The organism is Fuscovulum blasticum DSM 2131, from assembly GCF_003034965.1.
Classification (GTDB): Bacteria; Pseudomonadota; Alphaproteobacteria; order Rhodobacterales; family Rhodobacteraceae; genus Pseudogemmobacter; species Pseudogemmobacter blasticus.
Genome location: NZ_PZKE01000003.1, coordinates 259,890 through 278,459, shown reverse-complemented (window position 1 = coordinate 278,459; position 18,570 = coordinate 259,890). Strand labels below are relative to the sequence as shown.

The 18,570-nt window shown below is 67.0% G+C and carries 18 protein-coding genes, 1 tRNA gene and 2 riboswitches; of the genes, 7 read left to right on the top strand and 12 right to left on the bottom strand.

Features of this window, described 5'->3' with window-relative positions; translation table 11 throughout:
- Positions 1-32: 32 nt before the first annotated feature.
- Positions 33-914 (bottom strand): nitrogenase iron protein, encoded by an 882-nt coding sequence (gene nifH, locus C5F44_RS05095; protein WP_107672413.1) that lies wholly within the window; start codon positions 912-914, stop codon positions 33-35.
- A 654-nt stretch (positions 915-1,568) separates the two neighbouring features.
- Here nifH and C5F44_RS05090 point away from each other — a divergent pair.
- The 3 genes from C5F44_RS05090 to C5F44_RS05080 all read left to right on the top strand — a co-directional run bounded on the left by C5F44_RS05090 (position 1,569) and on the right by C5F44_RS05080 (position 5,721).
- Positions 1,569-3,929, top strand: a complete 2,361-nt coding sequence (locus C5F44_RS05090; RefSeq protein ID WP_235822516.1) for a cache domain-containing protein — start codon at positions 1,569-1,571, stop codon at positions 3,927-3,929.
- 107 nt (positions 3,930-4,036) lie between these two features.
- Positions 4,037-4,633: a response regulator transcription factor gene (locus tag C5F44_RS05085; RefSeq protein ID WP_107672412.1), complete on the top strand. Its 597-nt coding sequence runs from the start codon at positions 4,037-4,039 to the stop codon at positions 4,631-4,633.
- A 191-nt stretch (positions 4,634-4,824) separates the two neighbouring features.
- A complete protein-coding gene (locus C5F44_RS05080) occupies positions 4,825-5,721 on the top strand; it encodes a bestrophin family protein (protein WP_107672411.1) in 897 nt (298 codons plus the stop codon).
- Positions 5,722-5,764: 43 nt separating this feature from the next.
- Here C5F44_RS05080 and C5F44_RS05075 read toward each other — a convergent pair whose 3' ends face one another.
- Complete coding sequence (locus C5F44_RS05075) at positions 5,765-6,019, bottom strand: DUF6455 family protein (RefSeq protein WP_107672410.1); 255 nt, start codon at positions 6,017-6,019, stop codon at positions 5,765-5,767.
- A gap of 97 nt (positions 6,020-6,116) precedes the next feature.
- The gene (locus C5F44_RS05070; RefSeq protein WP_412917527.1) at positions 6,117-6,857 is read right to left on the bottom strand and encodes a M48 family metallopeptidase; all 741 of its coding nucleotides are present in this window, start codon (positions 6,855-6,857) and stop codon (positions 6,117-6,119) included.
- Positions 6,858-6,954: 97 nt separating this feature from the next.
- Between C5F44_RS05070 and C5F44_RS05065 the strand changes: the two genes are divergently transcribed.
- Positions 6,955-7,206, top strand: coding sequence for a hypothetical protein (locus C5F44_RS05065; protein ID WP_107672409.1), 252 nt, complete (start codon positions 6,955-6,957; stop codon positions 7,204-7,206).
- Between the two features lie 95 nt (positions 7,207-7,301).
- Here the strand turns inward: C5F44_RS05065 and C5F44_RS05060 are convergent, their stop codons facing one another.
- Both C5F44_RS05060 and C5F44_RS05055 read right to left on the bottom strand, forming a co-directional pair.
- On the bottom strand, positions 7,302-7,799 hold the full coding sequence (locus C5F44_RS05060) for a DUF4405 domain-containing protein (protein WP_107672408.1): 498 nt from the start codon (positions 7,797-7,799) through the stop codon (positions 7,302-7,304).
- Positions 7,800-7,860: 61 nt separating this feature from the next.
- Positions 7,861-8,112, bottom strand: a complete 252-nt coding sequence (locus C5F44_RS05055; RefSeq protein WP_107672407.1) for a DUF167 domain-containing protein — start codon at positions 8,110-8,112, stop codon at positions 7,861-7,863.
- 65 nt (positions 8,113-8,177) lie between these two features.
- On the opposite strand from C5F44_RS05055, the gene C5F44_RS05050 reads away from it, so the two are divergent.
- Positions 8,178-9,278 carry a class II histone deacetylase gene (locus tag C5F44_RS05050; RefSeq protein ID WP_107672406.1) on the top strand — a complete coding sequence of 367 codons (1,101 nt, stop codon included), beginning with the start codon at positions 8,178-8,180 and terminating at the stop codon, positions 9,276-9,278.
- Between the two features lie 102 nt (positions 9,279-9,380).
- Here the strand turns inward: C5F44_RS05050 and C5F44_RS05045 are convergent, their stop codons facing one another.
- Genes C5F44_RS05045 through C5F44_RS05035 form a run of 3 tightly spaced genes read right to left on the bottom strand, consistent with a single transcriptional unit; the run spans position 9,381 to position 11,321 of the window.
- Positions 9,381-9,857 (bottom strand): DUF2948 family protein, encoded by a 477-nt coding sequence (locus tag C5F44_RS05045; RefSeq protein WP_107672405.1) that lies wholly within the window; start codon positions 9,855-9,857, stop codon positions 9,381-9,383.
- Entirely contained in the window at positions 9,857-11,128 is a 1,272-nt protein-coding gene (murA, locus tag C5F44_RS05040; protein ID WP_107672404.1) for a UDP-N-acetylglucosamine 1-carboxyvinyltransferase, read from the bottom strand. The genes C5F44_RS05045 and murA overlap by 1 nt, the downstream gene beginning before the upstream one ends.
- 7 nt (positions 11,129-11,135) lie before the next feature.
- On the bottom strand, positions 11,136-11,321 hold the full coding sequence (locus C5F44_RS05035) for a hypothetical protein (RefSeq protein ID WP_107672403.1): 186 nt from the start codon (positions 11,319-11,321) through the stop codon (positions 11,136-11,138).
- Between the two features lie 103 nt (positions 11,322-11,424).
- Here C5F44_RS05035 and C5F44_RS05030 point away from each other — a divergent pair.
- Together C5F44_RS05030 and C5F44_RS05025 are read left to right on the top strand one after the other, a co-directional pair.
- Positions 11,425-11,499 (top strand) — tRNA-Thr (locus C5F44_RS05030).
- A gap of 243 nt (positions 11,500-11,742) precedes the next feature.
- On the top strand, positions 11,743-12,402 hold the full coding sequence (locus tag C5F44_RS05025; RefSeq protein WP_107672402.1) for a glutathione S-transferase family protein: 660 nt from the start codon (positions 11,743-11,745) through the stop codon (positions 12,400-12,402).
- Between the two features lie 62 nt (positions 12,403-12,464).
- Here C5F44_RS05025 and gcvP read toward each other — a convergent pair whose 3' ends face one another.
- From gcvP to C5F44_RS05005, 4 genes are all read right to left on the bottom strand, one after another.
- On the bottom strand, positions 12,465-15,305 hold the full coding sequence (gcvP, locus tag C5F44_RS05020; RefSeq protein WP_107672401.1) for an aminomethyl-transferring glycine dehydrogenase: 2,841 nt from the start codon (positions 15,303-15,305) through the stop codon (positions 12,465-12,467).
- Between the two features lie 101 nt (positions 15,306-15,406).
- On the bottom strand, positions 15,407-15,766 hold the full coding sequence (gene gcvH, locus C5F44_RS05015) for a glycine cleavage system protein GcvH (protein WP_107672400.1): 360 nt from the start codon (positions 15,764-15,766) through the stop codon (positions 15,407-15,409).
- Between the two features lie 9 nt (positions 15,767-15,775).
- Entirely contained in the window at positions 15,776-16,885 is a 1,110-nt protein-coding gene (gene gcvT / locus C5F44_RS05010; RefSeq protein ID WP_107672399.1) for a glycine cleavage system aminomethyltransferase GcvT, read from the bottom strand.
- A gap of 74 nt (positions 16,886-16,959) precedes the next feature.
- A riboswitch (glycine riboswitch) is annotated at positions 16,960-17,033 on the bottom strand.
- Positions 17,034-17,036: 3 nt separating this feature from the next.
- A riboswitch (glycine riboswitch) is annotated at positions 17,037-17,130 on the bottom strand.
- A 74-nt stretch (positions 17,131-17,204) separates the two neighbouring features.
- On the bottom strand, positions 17,205-18,545 hold the full coding sequence (locus tag C5F44_RS05005) for an MATE family efflux transporter (protein ID WP_235822515.1): 1,341 nt from the start codon (positions 18,543-18,545) through the stop codon (positions 17,205-17,207).
- Positions 18,546-18,570: the final 25 nt, after the last annotated feature.

Below are 18,570 nucleotides of genomic sequence, written 5' to 3'. Positions count from 1 at the left end.
CCGGACCAGCGGCCCGGTCCCGGCGGGGCCTGTCAGGCGCCGGCCGCAGCCGCGGCGATGGCGGCAAGCCGGTCTTCCTCGGTCTGCATGATGCCGAAATCCATCAGCATCTGTTCCAGCTCTTCCATGGTGATCGGCGTCGGGATCACGCCCTGACCCGAGTTCGCATGGATCTTCCGCGCCAGTTCGCGGTATTCCTCGGCCTGCTTGCTCTCGGGGGCGTACTGGATCACCGTTTCGCGGCGCAGTTCGGCGTGCTGCACGATGTTGTCGCGCGGGACGAAGTGAATCATCTTGCAGCCCAGCCGCGCGGCCAGCGCCTCGGCCAGTTCCAGTTCGCGGTCGGTCTGGCGTTCGTTGCAGATCAGCCCGCCCAGGCGCACGCCGCCCGAATTGGCGTATTTCAGGATGCCCTTTGCAATGTTGTTGGCGGCGTACAGCGCCATCATCTCGCCCGACATGACGATGTAGATTTCCTGCGCCTTGTTCTCGCGGATCGGCATGGCGAAGCCGCCGCAAACCACGTCGCCCAGAACGTCATAGGACACATAGTCCACGTCCTCATAGGCGCCGTTCTCTTCCAGGAAATTGATCGCGGTGATCACGCCGCGCCCCGCGCAGCCCACACCCGGCTCCGGCCCGCCGGCCTCGGTGCATTTGATGCCCTTGTAGCCGATCTTCATCACATCTTCGAGTTCCAGGTCCTCGACCGACCCGGCCTCGGCGGCCAGATGCAGCACGGTGTCCTGCAGCTTGGTGTTGAGAATCAGACGGGTGCTGTCGGCCTTGGGGTCACAGCCGACGATCAGGATCTTCTGGCCCATCTCGACCAGCGCGGCGAGGGTGTTCTGCGAGGTGGTGGATTTGCCGATGCCGCCCTTGCCGTAGAAGGCGATCTGACGAAGCTTGCTCATGTCCGGGTCCCTTTCGGTTCAACGATGCTCACGAGACGGCGGAGCAGCCGCTCTCGGGACCAGAGCAGCAGGAAACGTGCCAAGGGGGCTTCCCTTGAGGAAATCTATTGAATTCAAAGTGCTACATGGGGTTCGACGCGCCCGCCCGCTTTGTGCGGTTTCCGACAATCGCTGCCGGATGCAACAATCGCTGGTCAGGCCGGACATGGGGCGATCTGCGACGGCCAGCGCCGGCGGCGGCCATTGTCACAGCAATTCCGGGCGCCCAAAAGGAAAAGGTCCGGCGAACGATCGTGTGATCGTTGCGCCGGACCAACTCTTTAAAGCGGCAGAAACCGCAGCACTCGTTACGACTCGTTACGACACTTGCAATGCAACACCCCAACCACCCGCTTGGGGAACCACACACTCATCCAACTCAATACCCAGCCTGTTTTGCATTTCTCTAATTCAAAGAAAATTCGTGTCGTTGCCTAGGCAATATTGCCTACACGCCCCACACCTGCCCCGGACCGCCGCTTCGACGCTTCGTCAGATCGGCCGGAACACAGTGCAATTCGCGGTCCGGGCTGCTATCACGGGCCGGATGACGGGCGCGCGCCCCCCGCAAGCCGCGCCGGCCGGTCCCGCAGCCAGTAACGAACAGATGATGTCATGCGCCCCACGCCGCGAAAGAAACCGACGATCACGAAATCCCTGGGCGCGCTGCTGGCAATCTGTCTGGCCGGGTTGCAGTTCCTGGCCGTCTTCCTGGTGGTCTACACGTCTTACCTGACCTCGGAACGGGCGCTGCTTCTTCATGCGCGCGATCTGCTGCGCGATGTCGGCATCAACACGATCGAACATTCCAAGGGCTTCCTCAGCCCGGCGGAAGGGGCGGCCGAGCTGGCCGCGCGGCTGGCGCAGAACCGGGTGATCGCCAGCGACGATCCGCAGGTGCTGGAACGGCTGCTGTTCCAGCAGTTGCAGATCGCCCCGCAATTTGCCGGCATCTACTTCGGCAGCGAAGACGGCAACTTCGTCATGGTGATGCGCACCCCCGAAGGCCCGGGCGAGTTCCGCTCGAAGATCATCACCCAAAGGGATGGCAAGCGTCTGGTGCAACTGATCTGGCGCGACGACAGCTTCGGCATTGTCGAGGCCCGGGTTGACCCAGAAGATCCCTACGATCCCCGGCAGCGGCCCTGGTACAAGAAGGCCAAGGCCCAGTTGACCACGATCTGGACCGATCCCTACATCTTCTTCACCTCGCAGCAGCCGGGCATCACCCTGGCCGCCCCGGTGATCAGCAACCACGAACAGGGCTTCATCCGCGGCGTGGTGGGCGTCGACATCGAGATCAGCATGATCTCGCACTTCCTGTCGCGGTTGAACATCGGGCAGCACGGCAAGGCGCTGATCATCCACAGCGACGGCGATGTGATCGCGCACCCCGATCTGAACCTGATCAAGGCCAAGAACGAAGACGGCACCCTGCGCTTTGCCAATATCCGCGAATTCGAAGACCCGATCGCCCGCGCGGCCTTTGCCCCCATGGCCAATGACGGCCTTCTGACCGTGACCGAGGAAACCCCGACCGAGTTCACCTACGAGGGGCAGAAGTTCGTGGCCACGGTCATGCCCAAGATCAGCGACACCCTGCCCTGGACGATTGCCGTCTATGCGCCCGAAGACGACTTTACCGGCGTCATCAAGCAGAACCGTTCGATGAACATCTGGATCGCGGCGCTGGTGGCCGCGATTTCCGGCGTGGCGGGCCTTGGGCTGGCCCATCTGATCTACAAGCCGGTTCATGCCTTCGCGGTCCGCTCGACCCTGATCGCCCAGGGCGTGATCGACCCGTCCGATCCGCAGCCGCGCACCTATATGGAGCTTGAACGCGCCAACACGACCCTTGTCCGCGAAATCGTCGCCCGGCGAGAGGCCGAGCGTGAATATGGACAGACCTTTGACCAGTCCCCCCGTGGCATGGCGCAGATCTCCTCGTCCTGCGGCGCCTTCACCCGCGTCAACGCCAGCCTGTGCCGGATGACCGGCTTCGAGCCGGACGAACTGATCGGCAAGCCGATCACCGACATGCTGCTGTCGGCCTCGTCCGACAGCCCCCCGCAGATTGATGCTCCGTTCAAGGATTTCGTCGGCAACCGCGAAATGCGCTGCCGCCGCAAGGATGGTTCGCTGTTCTGGGTCGCGGTGAACTCGATCATCGTGAACGATGCCGACGGCAACCCGATGCACGCCGTTGTGACGCTGGACGACATCACCTCCAGCAAGGAAGCCGAAGGCCAGATCGTGCAGTTGAACCGCGACCTGTCGCATCTGGCCCGCGGCAACACGATGGGCCAGATGGCCACCGGCCTTGCGCATGAACTGAACCAGCCGCTGACGGCCATCGCGCAGAACGCCGATACCGCGCTTCTGATCCTGAACCAGCACGCCCAGCCCGATGACGAGCTGCACGAAATCCTGCTGGAAATCGAAAAGCAGTCGCTGCGGGCGGGCGAAATCATCCGCGCGCTGCGGGCCTTCATCCGCAAGGATGCGGGCGACCGCAGCGTGTTCGGCTTCGGGGAACTGCTTGACCAGTCGCTGCGCCTGGTGCGCGCCGAGGCGACCGAAGCCAACGTGACCATCGAAAGCGAGATCGCGCCGGATGTGCCCGATGTGGAAGGCAACCGCGTTCAGATCGCGCAGGTCATCGTGAACCTCCTGCGCAACGCGATCGAGGCGATTGCCTATGCCGGGTCGAACGAACGCCGGGTCACCGTCAGGGCCTGGCCGGACGCCGCCCTGATGACCGTCAGCGTCAAGGACACCGGGCCGGGCATCTCGCCCACGATCAATCTCTTCGCCCAGTTCGAAACCAGCAAGCCCGATGGCATGGGGCTTGGCCTGTCGATCTGCCGAAGCATCATCGAGGCCAATGGCGGCGCCCTCTGGCTGGAAGAGCGCAGCGAAGGCGGCGAGGGAGGAGCGGAATTCCGCTTCACCCTGCCGCTGCACCGCACCGCCTGACATCAGAATCGCCGCCGCTTGGTTGCGGTCGGGTGCGAATCCCATAACACTGGCACCATCGGCCCCCAGAACGGAGCACGCACCTGACCGACCCGAACAATGCAGCCATGACCGTCTTTCTGGTCGACGACGATGAGGATATTCGCCTCTCGCTGTCCCGGGCGCTTGGCAAACGGGGCTATGTCGTCGAACCTCACGACTCGGCTCAGTCCTTTCTGGATGCCTATGATGACAGCCGCCCCGGCTGCCTGCTGCTGGATTACGGGATGCCGGGAATGAACGGGCTGGACCTGCAGCGCCGGCTGAACGACGAGGGCCGCGCGATCCCGGTGATCTTCATCACCGGCCACGGCGGCGTGCCGGAATCGGTGCAGGCCATCAAGGGCGGCGCCATCGACTTTCTGGAAAAGCCGTTCCGCCAGAGCGATCTGATCGAACGCATCGAAACGGCCTTCGCCATCGCCCGCGAACGCCTGTCGTCGCAGGTGCAGTCGCGCCAGCATGAGGCGCTGTTTGCCCGGCTGACCGCACGAGAGGCGGAAATCGTGGCCCGGATGCTGCAACGCCCGGCCGAAACCTCCAGCAAGGAAATCGCCGCCTATCTGGGCATCAGCCCCAGAACGGTGGACCATCATCGCGCGCGGATTCTGGAAAAGCTGAACGTCCGCTCGGTGGCCGAACTGATTGCGCTGGCCAAAAGCTGACCGCGGGGGCGGCTGACACCCTGCCCGAAATTGCGGCACCCCGCCGCATCTTGGCCAAACTCAAGGCGATGTGACCGCGCCGCGCCCCCGCGGGCTGTTCTTGGCGCAGCCGGGGGGATATGCCGGCGCAAACACATCGCCCTGACGTTGCGCCGGACATGGCCGCACCGCCCCAAGGAAAGGCTCGCCCGATGATCGTGCGCGAAAAACCCCGTCTCTGGGATCTGCTGACAGCCATGCGCGGCTCGGTCGTGCCGCATATCGTCAGGCCGCTGCTGTTCCTGACCGGCTTCGCGCTGGTGGTGGTCTGGCTGGACCATTTCACTCCCTATGTGCCAAAGCTGGAAACCTCGGCCTATGCAACCTTCGGGATCGGCCTGTCGCTGTTCCTGGGGTTTCGCAACAACGCCGCCTATGACCGCTGGTGGGAGGCGCGCAAACTTTGGGGCGGCATGTTGGCCGACATGCGCAGCCTTGCGCGCGAAACCGATGTCTTCGTTCCCGATGCCGCCGAACGCCGGACAATCCTGCATCTGGCCATTGCCTTCGTCCACGCCCACCGGCTGCACCTGCGCGGCCAGAAGCTGACGGCCGAGTCCGATGTGCCCGAAACCGCCCGCGCGCTGGCCGGCACGCCGCACCCGCCCTGCACCGCGCTGGACCGCATGAACAGCGTGATCGCCCGCGCCCATCGCGAAGGCCGCATCGACGGCTTCGGCGCCCGCGCGCTGACGACCCGGATGTCGTCGATCGCGCTGCAACAGGCGGGCTGCGAGCGGATCTTCAACACCCCCCTGCCCTTCGTCTATTCGCTGCTGATCTACCGGACGACCTTCCTCTACTGCATGATGCTGCCCTTCGCGCTGAATTCGGCGACAGGCTGGATGACGCCGATCTTCGTGGGCGTCGTCGCCTACATGTTTCTTGGCCTTGCCGAAGTGACCGAGGAACTGGCGCATCCCTTCGGGCTGCAACCGAACGGGTTGGCGCTGGATGCGATCTGCCGCGCGGTCGAAATCAGCTTCGCGCCGCATCTGGGCACCGAACCGCCGCCCCCGCTGCGCCCGGTCAATTATTACCTGATCTGACGCGCGGCGATCTCCGCCGCGCCCGGCACCGCCGGGCCGCCGTTCAGTTCGGGCAAAGCGCCTCGATCGACGATTTGTTCGGGCAGAATTCGGGCATCCGCTTCGACGCGCCCGACCCCGCCAGCCAACTGTCGCAGCGCGACAGGCAGGTGCAGCCTTCGCAGCGCGCGACGATGGTCGCCAGCTCTTCCCGCGTCAGCCAGCCATCAATCACGGCTTGCGGCAGGTTCACGCCGGCAACACGGGCCATGCCGCGGGTCATCCACCAGGCCCGGGGGGCATCCGTATATCCGATCATGGCCTTGCCTCGCGCTGCTGGGGGGTTCTGGCCCCAAGGTGACAAACCCGGCCCGGCGCTGCATTGACGCAAATCAATCAGCGGCGCCGGTGCCCGGTCAGCCGCCCAGACCCTGCACCGCCGCGACCACAACCGCCTTTCGCTGCGCATTCGGCGGGTGGCTGCCCAGGAACTTGTCGCCGGGATCGGGCAGCCGGTCGAAGAAGGCGGAACCGCGCACCGGATCATAGCCCGCCTGCCAGGCGATCCGTGCGCCCAGCGCATCGGCCTCCAGCTCGAAATCCTTGGAATACTGCCTTGCGGCAAGGCTGGCGCCCACATTCTGCGCCGCCTTCACCTGGTCGGCCGGCAATCCCGTGGCCTGCGCCAGCACACCGGCCAGAATCGCCCCGCCCATGGCCTGTTCCTGCTGGCGGGGAATATGGCCGGCCACATGATGCGCCGCCTCATGCCCCAGCACGAAGGCCAGTTCATCGGCGTTCCGCGCCATTTGCAGCAAGGAAATGGTGAACACCAGATAGGGCCGCCCGCTGGAATCCAGCGTCTGGAAGGCATTGGGCTGCAACCCCGGCCGGTCATCCACCGCGATCACGAAATCGCAGTTGCGCCCAGCCGCCCGCGCCCGGCAGGCGGCTTCGGCCACCGGCTCGACCCGCGCCGCCACCGCGGCAAACCCAGACAGCCCGCCCGCCACGGACGGAGCGGGCGCCATCCGCGGCGCGTCCGGCGCCGCCTCCTGCGGATAGGGGGACACGGCCACGCATCCGGCAAGCGCCAGCGCGGACCACAGGGCAAGGGCAAGGCGCAGCGGGCGCCGGGGGATCATCAGGCCAGTCATGCCCGGTTACCTAGCAAATCCGGGGCGCCCGAAAAGACCCCCGGTCGCCGGCTCGCGAAAGGTTGCGCAGGGGGCGGGCACGGGCTAGCCTTGTCCCATGTTCACCATCGAGCACGAATTCGACGCCACGGTCGTCACCCTGATCGACGAAGGGGACGGGCTGCCCCTCATGGGCGATGTGGTCATCACTGCCTTCGAAGATTGCGTCGCGGTCGAACAGACCGACCCGGACACCGAGGAAACCGTCCGCATCACCCTGTCGATGACGCAGCTTGCCGATCTGGCCGCCGCGCTGAACCTGCCCGAAGGCAGCTACCGGATCGACCGCACCCCCGCCCCCAAGGGCTGAGTCGCGGCAAAAGGAACGCCCGCCGTCAGGGGAAACGGCGGGCGTTGCCGGTCAGGCGGCGCGAGGACCCTTTACGCCGCCCGCCGGAAGGGGTTTCAGCCGCCCGTTGCCAGCAGCGCCGCCATCAGATCGGCGTTCGACTTGCCGGCGGCCGTTGCCATGTCGGCCAGGCTTTGCCCGGGCATCGGGGTGAAGCCCGCGGCGACCAGCGCCTTCGTCACCGCCTCGGGCGATTGTCCCAGCGCCGGGGCCACCGCTTCCGGGGTGGATTTCAGCACCTGCGCCGCCAGCCGCATCTGCGGCGGCCCGCCCGCCTGACCCGATCCCGACGGCAGCAGGAACACCGCCCCCGCCAGCAGCGACACCGCCACCGCCACGGCCATCGGCGTGCCGCGCAGATAGCTGGTCATCGGCCGCCAGTTCTTCCAGATGTGCAGGACGAAGGGCACGATCAGCACAAGGCTCAGCCATTCATGCATCCCGTGAAAGCCCGAAGGGCCAATGTGGAAGAACAACGCAAGACCCGAGATCAGCGAAACAAGAAACAGCCCGGTAATGAACGGGGTGGCATAGCGTGACAGGACGGGAGACATGGGATTTGGCCTTCTGGGGTTGAACCTGCCCCTTGAACGCCGCGGCGCAGCACTTCCGTCGCTAATCCAGGCGGAAAACCTTGTCGCGCGCCTTGGCCCCGCGCAGCAGCACCAGCCGCGACTTGGCCACCCCCAGCGCCTGCGCCAGCAGCACCTGCGCCGCCGCCGTGGCCTTGCCGTCCTCGGGCACCACCGTCACCGCAATGCGGATCGGCGGCCCCGCGTCCAGCCCCGCCCGCCGCGCGTTCGGCGTAACCCGCACCGCGATCTCGGCGCCGGGTCGGGCAAGGTGCGAAAGGTCGGGCAGGTCCATCGGCTTTCCTCTGGCCTTCCACCCTGCCCCGCGCCTAGGCTGGCCGCAAGCCCCGGAGGACCGACATGACCACTGCCTTCTATTCCGACGAACGCTGCTTCTGGCACGGGGGCGGCAATTATGCCTTCACCCTGCCCACGGGCGGCCTTGTCCAGCCCGGCGGCGGCCTGCCCGAAAGCCCGGAAACCAAGCGCCGCCTGAAGAACCTGCTCGAGGTGACCGGCCTTCTGCGCGAGATGGACGCCCGCACCGCGCCCGAGGCGACCTGGGCCGAAATGGCGCGCGTCCACCCCGAAACCTATCTGCAGGCGTTCAAGGCGGCCTCCGATGCGGGTGGCGGCGAACTGGGCCTGCGCACCCCCTTCGGCCGCGGCGGGTTCGAAATCGCGGCGCTGTCGGCCGGCCTTGCCACCGCCGCCCTGCGCGCCGTGCTGACGGGCGAGGCCGCCAATGCCTATGCCCTGTCGCGCCCGCCCGGCCACCACTGCCTGCCGGATTTCCCGAACGGCTTTTGCCTGCTGAACAACATCGGCATCGCCATCCGCGCCGCCCGCGCCGAAGGCCGGCTGGGCCGTGTCGCCGTGGTCGATTGGGACGTGCACCACGGCAACGGCACCGAGGCGGTGTTCTGGGACGATCCCGAAACCCTGACGCTCAGCCTGCATCAGGACCGCAACTACCCGCTCGACACCGGCGGGGTCGAGGCACGCGGCGGCGACCGCGCCCCCGGCAGCAACCTGAACCTGCCGCTGCCGCCCGGCTGCGGCCATGCCGCCTATCTTCATGCCTTCGACCGCGTGGTCCTTCCGGCCCTGCACCGCTTCCGCCCCGATGCGATCATCGTCGCCTGCGGCTACGATGCCTCGGCCGTTGATCCGCTGGGGCGTATGCTGCTGACCGCAGAAACCTTCCGCCTGATGACCCGCCGGGTGAAGCAGGCGGCGGCAGACCTGTGTGACGGCCGTCTGCTGCTGGTGCATGAAGGCGGCTATTCCGAGGTGCATGTCCCGTTCTGCGGCCATGCCGTGCTGGAAGAGCTGTCCGGCAGCGCGATCCGCGCGCCGGACCCGCTGGCCGCCACGCTGGAAAAACGCCAGCCCGACGCCCGCTTCGACGCCTTCGCAAAGGCCTGGATCGACGAAGCCGCCGTCACCCTGGGCCTCTGACCGCCAAAGCCGCGTCCCGCCCTTTCATCTGTCCAGAAATATCCCGGGGGTGCGGGGGCAGCGCCCCCGCCATGCCCCCGCCCTGCGCGTCCGCCTGCCCGATCAGGCGCCGTGGTCGGGGGCGTGGCGCGACGGGGCGATATAGGGCTTGGTCACATCGTCCAGCCGCAGCTCCAGCGTTTCCACCTCCAGCGCCACCGCGCCGTCGCCCGCCAGCACCAGCGTCAGCCGGCCCGTGCCATCCTCGCCCGGCTGCCAGTCCAGCGACAGGATCGACAGCACCAGATCGGCGTCGCGCCGGTCAATGCCCTGCGTCCTGACCGCCGTCACATCTTCCACGGTCAGCAGGCTGCGCACCCGTTCGAACGGCCGCCCCTCGCGCACGGCGGCCTCACGGTCTTCCCAGCGAAAGCGGTTGACCAGCGCCACAAAGCGGCGGCGGCGCGCGTCATAGCGCATCTCGACCGCCGGCAGCACCGCATCCTGCACCAGAGCCGAAACCACCGGCAGATCCTCGGCCCCCTGCGCCAGCAGCCGCAGCGGGCCTTCGTCGCCGTCCTCGTAACGCGCGTCTGCCATCAGTTGCCCCGGATCCGTTCGATCCTGGCGCCGCAGGCCGACAGCTTTTCCTCAACCCGCTCATAGCCGCGGTCCAGGTGGTAGACCCGGCTCACCACCGTTTCCCCCTCGGCCGCCAGACCCGCCAGAATCAGGCTGACGCTGGCGCGCAGGTCGGTCGCCATCACCGGCGCACCGCGCAGCTTCTCGACCCCCGTCACCGTGGCCGTGCCCCCGCGCACGTCGATCCGCGCGCCCATCCGCATCAGTTCGGGCGCGTGCATGAAGCGGTTCTCGAAGATCTTTTCTTCCAGAACGCTGGTGCCCTCGGCGGTGCAAAGCAGCGCCATCATCTGCGCCTGCAGGTCGGTCGGGAACCCGGGGAAGGGTTCGGTCGTCACATCCACCGCCCGCACCCGGCCATTCTTGCGCGAAACCTTCAGGCCGCGCGCGGTTTCGGTCACCGACACCCCCGCCGCGTCCAGCTTTTCGGCAAAGGCGCCCACCAGCTCCAGCCGGCCGCCCAGACATTCCACCTCGCCGCCCGCAATCGCCGGCACCAGCATGTAGGTGCCCAGCTCGATCCGGTCCGTCACCACCGGATGCGTGGCGCCATGCAGCCGGTCCACGCCCTGAATGGTGATCGTGCCGCTGCCCTCGCCCTCGATCTGCGCGCCCATCCGGCGCAGGCAGCGGGCAAGATCCACGATCTCGGGCTCGCGCGCGGCGTTCTTCAGCACCGTGGTGCCCTTGGCCAGCGTCGCCGCCAGAAGCGCGTTCTCGGTCGCCCCGACCGAGACCAGCGGAAACTCGAACACCGCCCCCTTCAGCCGCCCGCCGGGCGCCTTGGCATGAACATAGCCGTCGCGCAGGTCCAGGTCGGCCCCCATCGCCTCCAGCGCCTTCAGGTGCAGGTCCACCGGCCGCGCCCCGATGGCACAGCCCCCCGGCAGCGACACGACCGCATGGCCGTCGCGCGCCAGCATCGGCCCCAGCACCAGGATCGAGGCCCGCATCTTCCGCACGATGTCATAATCGGCCCGGTGATTGTCGATCGCATGGCTCGACAGCGCCAGCACCAGCCCGTCCTGCAAGGCGGCGACCTCGGCCCCCAGCGATTGCAGCAGTTGCGTCATGGTGGCGATGTCTGACAGGCGCGGCGCATTGGTCAGCGTCAGCGGCTCCTCGCTCAGCAGCGTGGCCGGCATCAGCGTCAGACAGGCGTTCTTCGCCCCCGCGATCGGGATCTCGCCCTTCAGCGGTCCGTTGCCCTTGACCAGAATCGAATCCATGCCTGCCTCACTCGCCCGTGTTCTTGTTGTCCGGTTGCCCGTCGTCAGGCGTCCCGCTTGACCGCGCCCTGGCCTGGGCCTTGCGGCGGCCCATGTTCGCCTTCAGCGCCGCCTTCAGCCGCTCCTCCCGCGACAGGGTCGCGGTCGGCTGACCCGTCTTTGCGGGCGTCTCGGGCGTGGGGGTCTTGCGCATCGGGAACCCCACATACCGCAGCCCGCGCCACGGGTCCAGACATCGCGCGAAAAGGGGGTTGCGGACAGGCAATCCTTGGTCTATCTCCGCCGCCACCAACGGCGCTGCAGTAGCTCAGTGGTAGAGCACTCCCTTGGTAAGGGAGAGGTCGAGAGTTCAATCCTCTCTTGCAGCACCATTTTTCTCCCCTTGAAACAAACCGATAATTCCCGGCCGCGCGCGTGGCGGGGTTTCGATTGACTTGTTTCTGGGCATGGGGCAGCGACGCCTCGCTCCGATGCCGCGGGGTCAAGGGCCGAGGGGCGCCCGGCCTGGGTCACGGGTTCCGGCGCATTGTCGGCAAGCGATGTTCCGGTTGCCCGGCAGGCGCCAGCGTGCCAGCCTGCTTCGACCCGGCTCCTTTCAGCTTTGCAGGTTCCAGATGCCCCTCGCCCTTTATGGCCACCGCTTCTCGTCCTACACGCAGAAGGTGCTGGTCGCGCTTTATGAAAACGCCCTGCCGTTCGAGCTGCGGTCGCTTGGCCCCGACACGCCCGAGAACACCACCGAATGGCTGCGCCGCTGGCCGCTGCGGCGGTTCCCGCTGCTGGTCGATGGCGACCGGCAGGTGGTGGAAACCAGCATCATCATTGAATACCTGCATCTTGCTAATCCCGGCCCGGTGCCGCTGTTGCCCAACGATCCGATGCAGGCGCTTGAGGTGCGGTTCCTGGACCGTTTCTTCGACCTGCATGTGATGAACGCGGCCCAACATGCGGTGGACGGGGCGCTGACCGGCGATCCGGTCAAGCGGGCCGATGGCCTTGCGCTTTCGGCGGAAAAGCTGCCGCGCGCCTATACCTGGGCCGAAGGGCATCTGGCCGGCCGGACCTGGGCCGCGGGCGAGACCTTCTCGATGGCCGATTGTGCCGCCGCACCGGCGCTGTTCTACGCCGACTGGGTGCATCCGATCCCCGACAGTTGCCCCGGCCTGCGGGCCTATCGCGCGCGGCTGCTGGCCCGCCCGTCCTTTGCACTCGCCGTGGACGAGGCGCGCGATTTCCGCCCGTTCTTCCCGCTTGGCGCCCCGGACCGGGATTGAGAAAGGGCGGCCTGTGCGGCCGCCCCTGATTTCAGATCCGCCGACGCAGCGCCCCGGTCGGGCTATTCCGCCGCCTGCGCATAGGATTCGACCGGCGGGCAAGTGCAGACCAGGTTGCGGTCGCCATAGACGTTGTCCACCCGCCCGACCGGCGGCCAGTACTTGTCTTCCCGGAACGATCCGGGCGGGAAACAGCCCTGTTCGCGCGGGTATTTCCGCGTCCAGTCGGCCACCAGATCCTCAACCGTATGCGGGGCGTGGCGCAGCGGGCTGTCCTCGGCGCTGATCTCGCCCTTCTCCACCGCCGCGATCTCCTCGCGGATGGCCAGAAGCGCGGTGATGAAGCGGTCGATCTCGGCCTTGGTCTCGGATTCCGTGGGTTCCACCATCAGCGTGCCGGCCACCGGCCAGCTCATGGTGGGCGCGTGGAAGCCGTTGTCGATCAGCCGCTTGGCGATGTCGTCCACGGTGACGCCCGCCTCGGCGAAGGGCCGGGTGTCCAGGATGCACTCATGCGCGACCCGGCCCTTGTTGCCCATGTAAAGCACCCCGTAGGCCCCCTTCAGCCGCGCCGCGATGTAATTGGCGTTCAGGATCGCCACCCGCGTCGCCTGCGTCAGCCCCGCCCCGCCCATCATCAGGCAATAGGCCCAACTGATCAGCAGGATACTGGCCGACCCGTAGGGTGCCGCGCTGACCGGCCCTTCGGCCCCGCCGGTTTCCGGGTGGCCCGGCAGATGCGGCGCCAGATGCGCCCTCACGCCGATCGGGCCCATGCCGGGACCGCCACCGCCATGCGGGATGGCAAAGGTCTTGTGCAGGTTCAGGTGGCTGACATCGCCGCCGATCTCGCCCGGTTTCACCAGCCCCACCATGGCGTTCATGTTGGCGCCGTCGATATAGACCTGCCCGCCGAATTCATGGGTGATCTGGCAGACCTCGCGCACGGTCTCCTCGAACACCCCATGGGTCGAGGGATAGGTGATCATGCAGGCGGCCAGCCGGTTGCCCGCCGCCTCGGCCTTGGCGCGGAAATCCTCGACATCCACATCCCCGTTGGGCGAGGACTTGACCACCACCACCTCCATCCCGGCCATCTGGGCCGAGGCGGGGTTGGTGCCATGGGCCGAAATCGGGATCAGGCAGATCTTGCGGTCATGGTCGCCCCGCGCCCGGTGATAGGCCAGGATCGTCATCAGCCCGGCATATTCGCCCTGCGCGCCGCTGTTCGGCTGCATGGAAAAGGCGTCATAGCCGGTGATCTCGCACAGCTTCACGGTCAGGTCGTTGATCGCCTCGGTATAGCCGGCGGCCTGATCGGCGGGCACGAAGGGGTGCAGCGTGGCGAATTCGGGCCAGGTGATCGGCATCATCTCGGCTGCCGCGTTCAGCTTCATCGTGCAACTACCCAGCGGAATCATCGCGCGGTCCAGCGCCAGATCGCGGTCCGACAGCCGGCGCATGTAGCGCATCATCTCGGATTCCGCGCGGTTCATGTGGAACACCGGATGGGTCAGATAGGGCGTTTCGCGCAGCATCTCTTCGGGAAAGCCAAGCGCGGCACGGTGCGGCGGCAGGCCCAGAATCCCGAAGGCGCGCAGCACCTTGACCAGCACCCGTTCATCGGTGGTCTCGTCCAGGCTGATGCCCACGCGGTTGTTGCCGATCTTGCGGAAGTTCAGCCCCTCGGCCCGCGCCGCGGCCAGAATACCGGCCTGCCCCACGCCCACCTCGACCGTGATCGTATCGAAGAACGCCTTGGGCGAAACCTTGGCCCCCGCCGCCTTCAGCGCCCGCGCCAGCCGCTGCGTGCGCAGATGCACCCGTTCGGCAATGGCGCGCAGGCCCTTCGGCCCGTGGAACACCGCATACATGCTGGCCATCACCGCCAGCAGCGCCTGCGCGGTGCAGACGTTCGACGTGGCCTTCTCGCGCCGGATGTGCTGTTCGCGGGTCTGCAGCGACAGACGATAGGCCGGGTTGCCGTTGGCGTCGATCGAGACGCCGACGATGCGCCCCGGCATCTGCCGCTTGTGGGCATCCTTCACCGCCATGAAGGCGGCATGCGGGCCGCCATAGCCCATCTGCACGCCGAACCGCTGCGACGAGCCGATCGCAATATCGGCCCCCATCGCGCCGGGTTCCTTCAGCAGGCACAGCGCCAGCAGGTCGGTCGCCACGACGGCCACCGCCCCGGCGCCATGCAGCGCGGCGATTTCGGCGGTATAGTCGCGGACATGGCCATAGCTGCCCGGATACTGGAAGATCGCGCCGAACACCTTTTCCGGGTCCAGGTTTTCCACCATGTCCTCGATGACCTCGATCCCCAGCGGCAGCGCGCGGGTGCGGATCACCGCAATGGTCTGCGGATGGCAGAAGCGGTCCACGAAGAACGCCTTGGCCTTGGATTTCGCCACCCGTTCGGCCATGGCCATGGCCTCGGCCGCGGCCGTCGCCTCGTCCAGCAGGCTGGCATTGGCCACGTCCAGCCCGGTCAGATCGCAGACCATGGTCTGAAAGTTCAGCAGCGCCTCAAGCCGGCCCTGCGCGATTTCGGGCTGGTACGGGGTATAGGCCGTGTACCACGCCGGGTTTTCCAGGATGTTGCGCTGGATCGCGGGCGGCGTGACGGTGCCGTAATAGCCCTGCCCGATCAGGCTGGTCATCACCCGGTTCTTCGCCGCGACCTCGGTCATCTTCGCGGTCAGCTCATGTTCGGACAGCGGCGCCCAGCCCAGCGGCCGCGCCTGCCGGATCGAGGCCGGGACCGTCTGGTCAATCAGCTCGTCCAGGCTGCGCACGCCGACGGCGGCCAGCATGTCTTCCATCTCGGCCGGCGAGGGGCCGATGTGGCGGCGGTTGGCGAAATCATAGGGGTTATAGTCGGTCGGCGTGAAAGCCATGACGAAATCCTCGGGCGCGGGGGGCGGCAAACTCCTTCAAAGGAATTTGCAGTTTTCTTCGAAGAAAAAGGCCCGGGACCGGCGGCCCCGGGCGGGACGGGTCAGCCGATCAGCTCGGCGTATTCGTCTTCGTCCATGAACTCGTCCAGAACCGAAAGATCGACCACCTTGATCTTGAAGAACCAGGCGGCGCCGGTCGGGTCTTCGTTCACCAGACCGGGGTTGTCGGTCAGCTTTTCGTTCACCTCGACAATCTCGCCATCGACCGGGGCCAGAATGTCGGACGCGGCCTTGACGCTTTCGATGACGCAGACCTCGTCGCCCGCCGAAACCATGCTGTCGGTGTCAGGCAGCTCTACAAAGACCACGTCGCCCAGTTGCGTTGCGGCATGTTCGGTAATGCCGACGACGACCAGATCGCCTTCAACCCGCAGCCATTCATGTTCCTTGGTGTATTTCATCGTCTTGCCTCAGCGCTTGTAGGTTGTGGGATGGAAAGGAAGGGCGGCCACCGTGACCGGCAGCTTCTTGCCCCGGACCTCGCCCAGAAGGGCGGTGCCGGGGGCGGAAAAGGCGCGGGGCACATAGCCCATGGCCACCGGCGCCTCGACCGAGGGGCCGAAGCCGCCCGAGGTGACAGTGCCAAGCGGCGTGTCGTCGGGGGCGAACAGGTCCGTGCCTTCGCGCATGGGGGCGCGGCCATCGGGGCGCAGGCCCACGCGGCAGCGTTCCGGCCCTTCGGCCAGTTCGCGCAGGATGCGGGTCGTCCCGGGAAAGCCGCCTTCGCGGGCGCCACCGGCGCGGCGCACCTTCTGGATCGCCCAGGTCAGCCCCGCCTCGACCGGGCTGGTGGTTTCGTCGATGTCATGGCCATACAGGCACAAGCCCGCTTCCAGCCGCAGGCTGTCACGCGCGCCAAGGCCGATGGGCAGCACCTCGGGCATCGCCAGCAGTTCGCGGGCAAACGCCTCGGCCCGCGCCTGCGGCAGCGAAATCTCGAACCCGTCCTCGCCGGTATAGCCGGACCGGCTGACCCAGATGTCGCCGAAGATGCCCACATCCATGAAGCGCATCGCTGCCGTTTCGGGCACCAGCCGGGCCAGCACGGCTTCGGCCTGCGGCCCCTGCAACGCCAGCAGCGCGCGGTCGGTAACCGGAACCACCTCGGCCACCGCGCCCAGATGCGCCGCCATATGCGGAATGTCATGGCCCTTGCGGGCCGCGTTCACCACGACGAACAGGTGATCGCCCCGGTTGGCGAACATCAGGTCATCCAGGATGCCGCCGGACTCGCTGGTGAAAAGGCCATAGCGTTGCCGCCCCTCGGCCAGACCGGCCACATCGACCGGCATCATCGCCTCGAAGGCCGCCGCCAGCGCCGCCATGCCCGCCCTGGGCCGCAGGATCACCTGCCCCATATGGCTGACATCGAACAGCCCGGCCGCCGTGCGGGTGTGCAGATGTTCCTTCATCACCCCGGCGGCGTATTGCACCGGCATGTCATAGCCCGCGAAAGGCACCATCTTCCCCTGAAGGCCGACGTGCAGATCGTGCAGCCCAAGTCGCAAAAGGTCGGTCAAACCGCCTCTCCCTACCCTACGCCGGATACGCACCCGGCACCGTTCGCAGCAGTACCCCTGCCGCCCGGTGCCCCCTCTGTCCTTGCCCGGTTTCGGGCGCCTGAGATCGTTATCCCTTCGGCGGGCGCTTTCACGCCACTCTCCAGAGTCTGTTGTCAGAACGGTCCCTTGCGCCTGAGAGTTTACCGGGGCGGTTGCTCCTTCGGCACCGGCGCCAGGGCACCGGATTCTCCCGATCTGATGAAGGATGGTTAGCCCATCGCCCCACGGGGCGGCAAGCGAAAAACGGAATACGACCGTATGCCGATCGGATGCGACATCACGCGGCCGCCGGGGTGGTGCGCCGCAGGATCACCCGCCAGGCCAGCCAGGTGGCCAGCAGGCCGAACAGGACACCGCCGAAGGCCTGCCCGATCAGCACGCCCTGCGCGCCCCACCACTGGGCGCCCAACAGGGCAAAGGGCAAGGTGCCCAGCGTGTGCCGCGCCCAGTTGATCAGCGTGGACTGGAAGGCCGCGCCCAGATTGTTGCAGACCGCATTGGCCACGAAGATCAGCCCGTTGAAGAAGAACAGCAGGCTGAGCGGACCACAGAACAGGAAGATCAGGTCGCGCGTCAGCCCCTCGGCATGGAACAGGTCGGCCAGCGGCGCGCGCAGCAGGAACAGCAGCGCCGAGGCCGTCAGGATCACCATGCCGGTGAACAGGATCGCCTGGCCGAAGCTCTGCCGCACCCGGTCCATCCGGCCGGCGCCAAGGTTCTGGCCGATGATCGGCCCCAGCGCGCCGGACAGGGCAAAGATCATCGCAAAGGCCACCGGCGTCAGCCGTCCGGCGATGGCCATGCCGGCAACGGCGGCCTCGCCGAACCCGGCCACCAGCCGCGTCACCAGCGCCTGCCCCACGGGTGTGGCCAGTTGCGTCAGGATCGCCGGCCCCGAAATCCCGAACAGCGGTGCCAGCATGCTGCGCAGCATGGTGCCGCCCAGGGGCGCAAAGCCGCCGATCCGCCGCCACACCGGCCACAGCGCCATGGCCGCCATCGCCAGCCGCGATCCGGCCCCCGCCAGCGCCGCGCCGGTCAGGTCCAGCCCCGCCCACAGGATCAGGATCGGGTCCAGCACCGCCAGCACCACCGCGCCCCAGACCGTGACCATCATCGCCCGCCGCGCCTCGCCAAAGGCGCGCAGGATGGCCGAGCCGACGATGCCCAGAATCAGGATCGGCTGGCTCAGGGTATAAAGGCGCAGGAAATGCACGGTCTCGTCCGCCGTGGCACCCGTGGCCCCCAGCGCCGCCACGATCTGCGGCAGCAGGATCAGGATCAGCAGCGAAAACGCGGTGCCGAAGATCAGGCTCAGCACCAGACCGGCGGTTGCCCGTTCCTTCGCCAGCCCCGCATCGCGCGCGCCCACCGCCTGCGCCACCAGCGCCGAAACCCCGATGGACAGGCCAATCCCGAAGGCGGTCACGAAGAACATCACCGCGCCGGCATAGCCCACGGCGGCGGTCAGCACCGGGTCTTTCAGCCAGCCGATATAGACCATGTTGATCAGGTCGACGATGAAGATCGCCATCAACCCGACCGAAGCCGTCAGCGACATCACCACGATATGCCGGAAGAGGCTTCCTCCGACGAATTTTGCCTGCGGTTCGCTCACGACCGAAAACCCCCGGTCCCAGTTC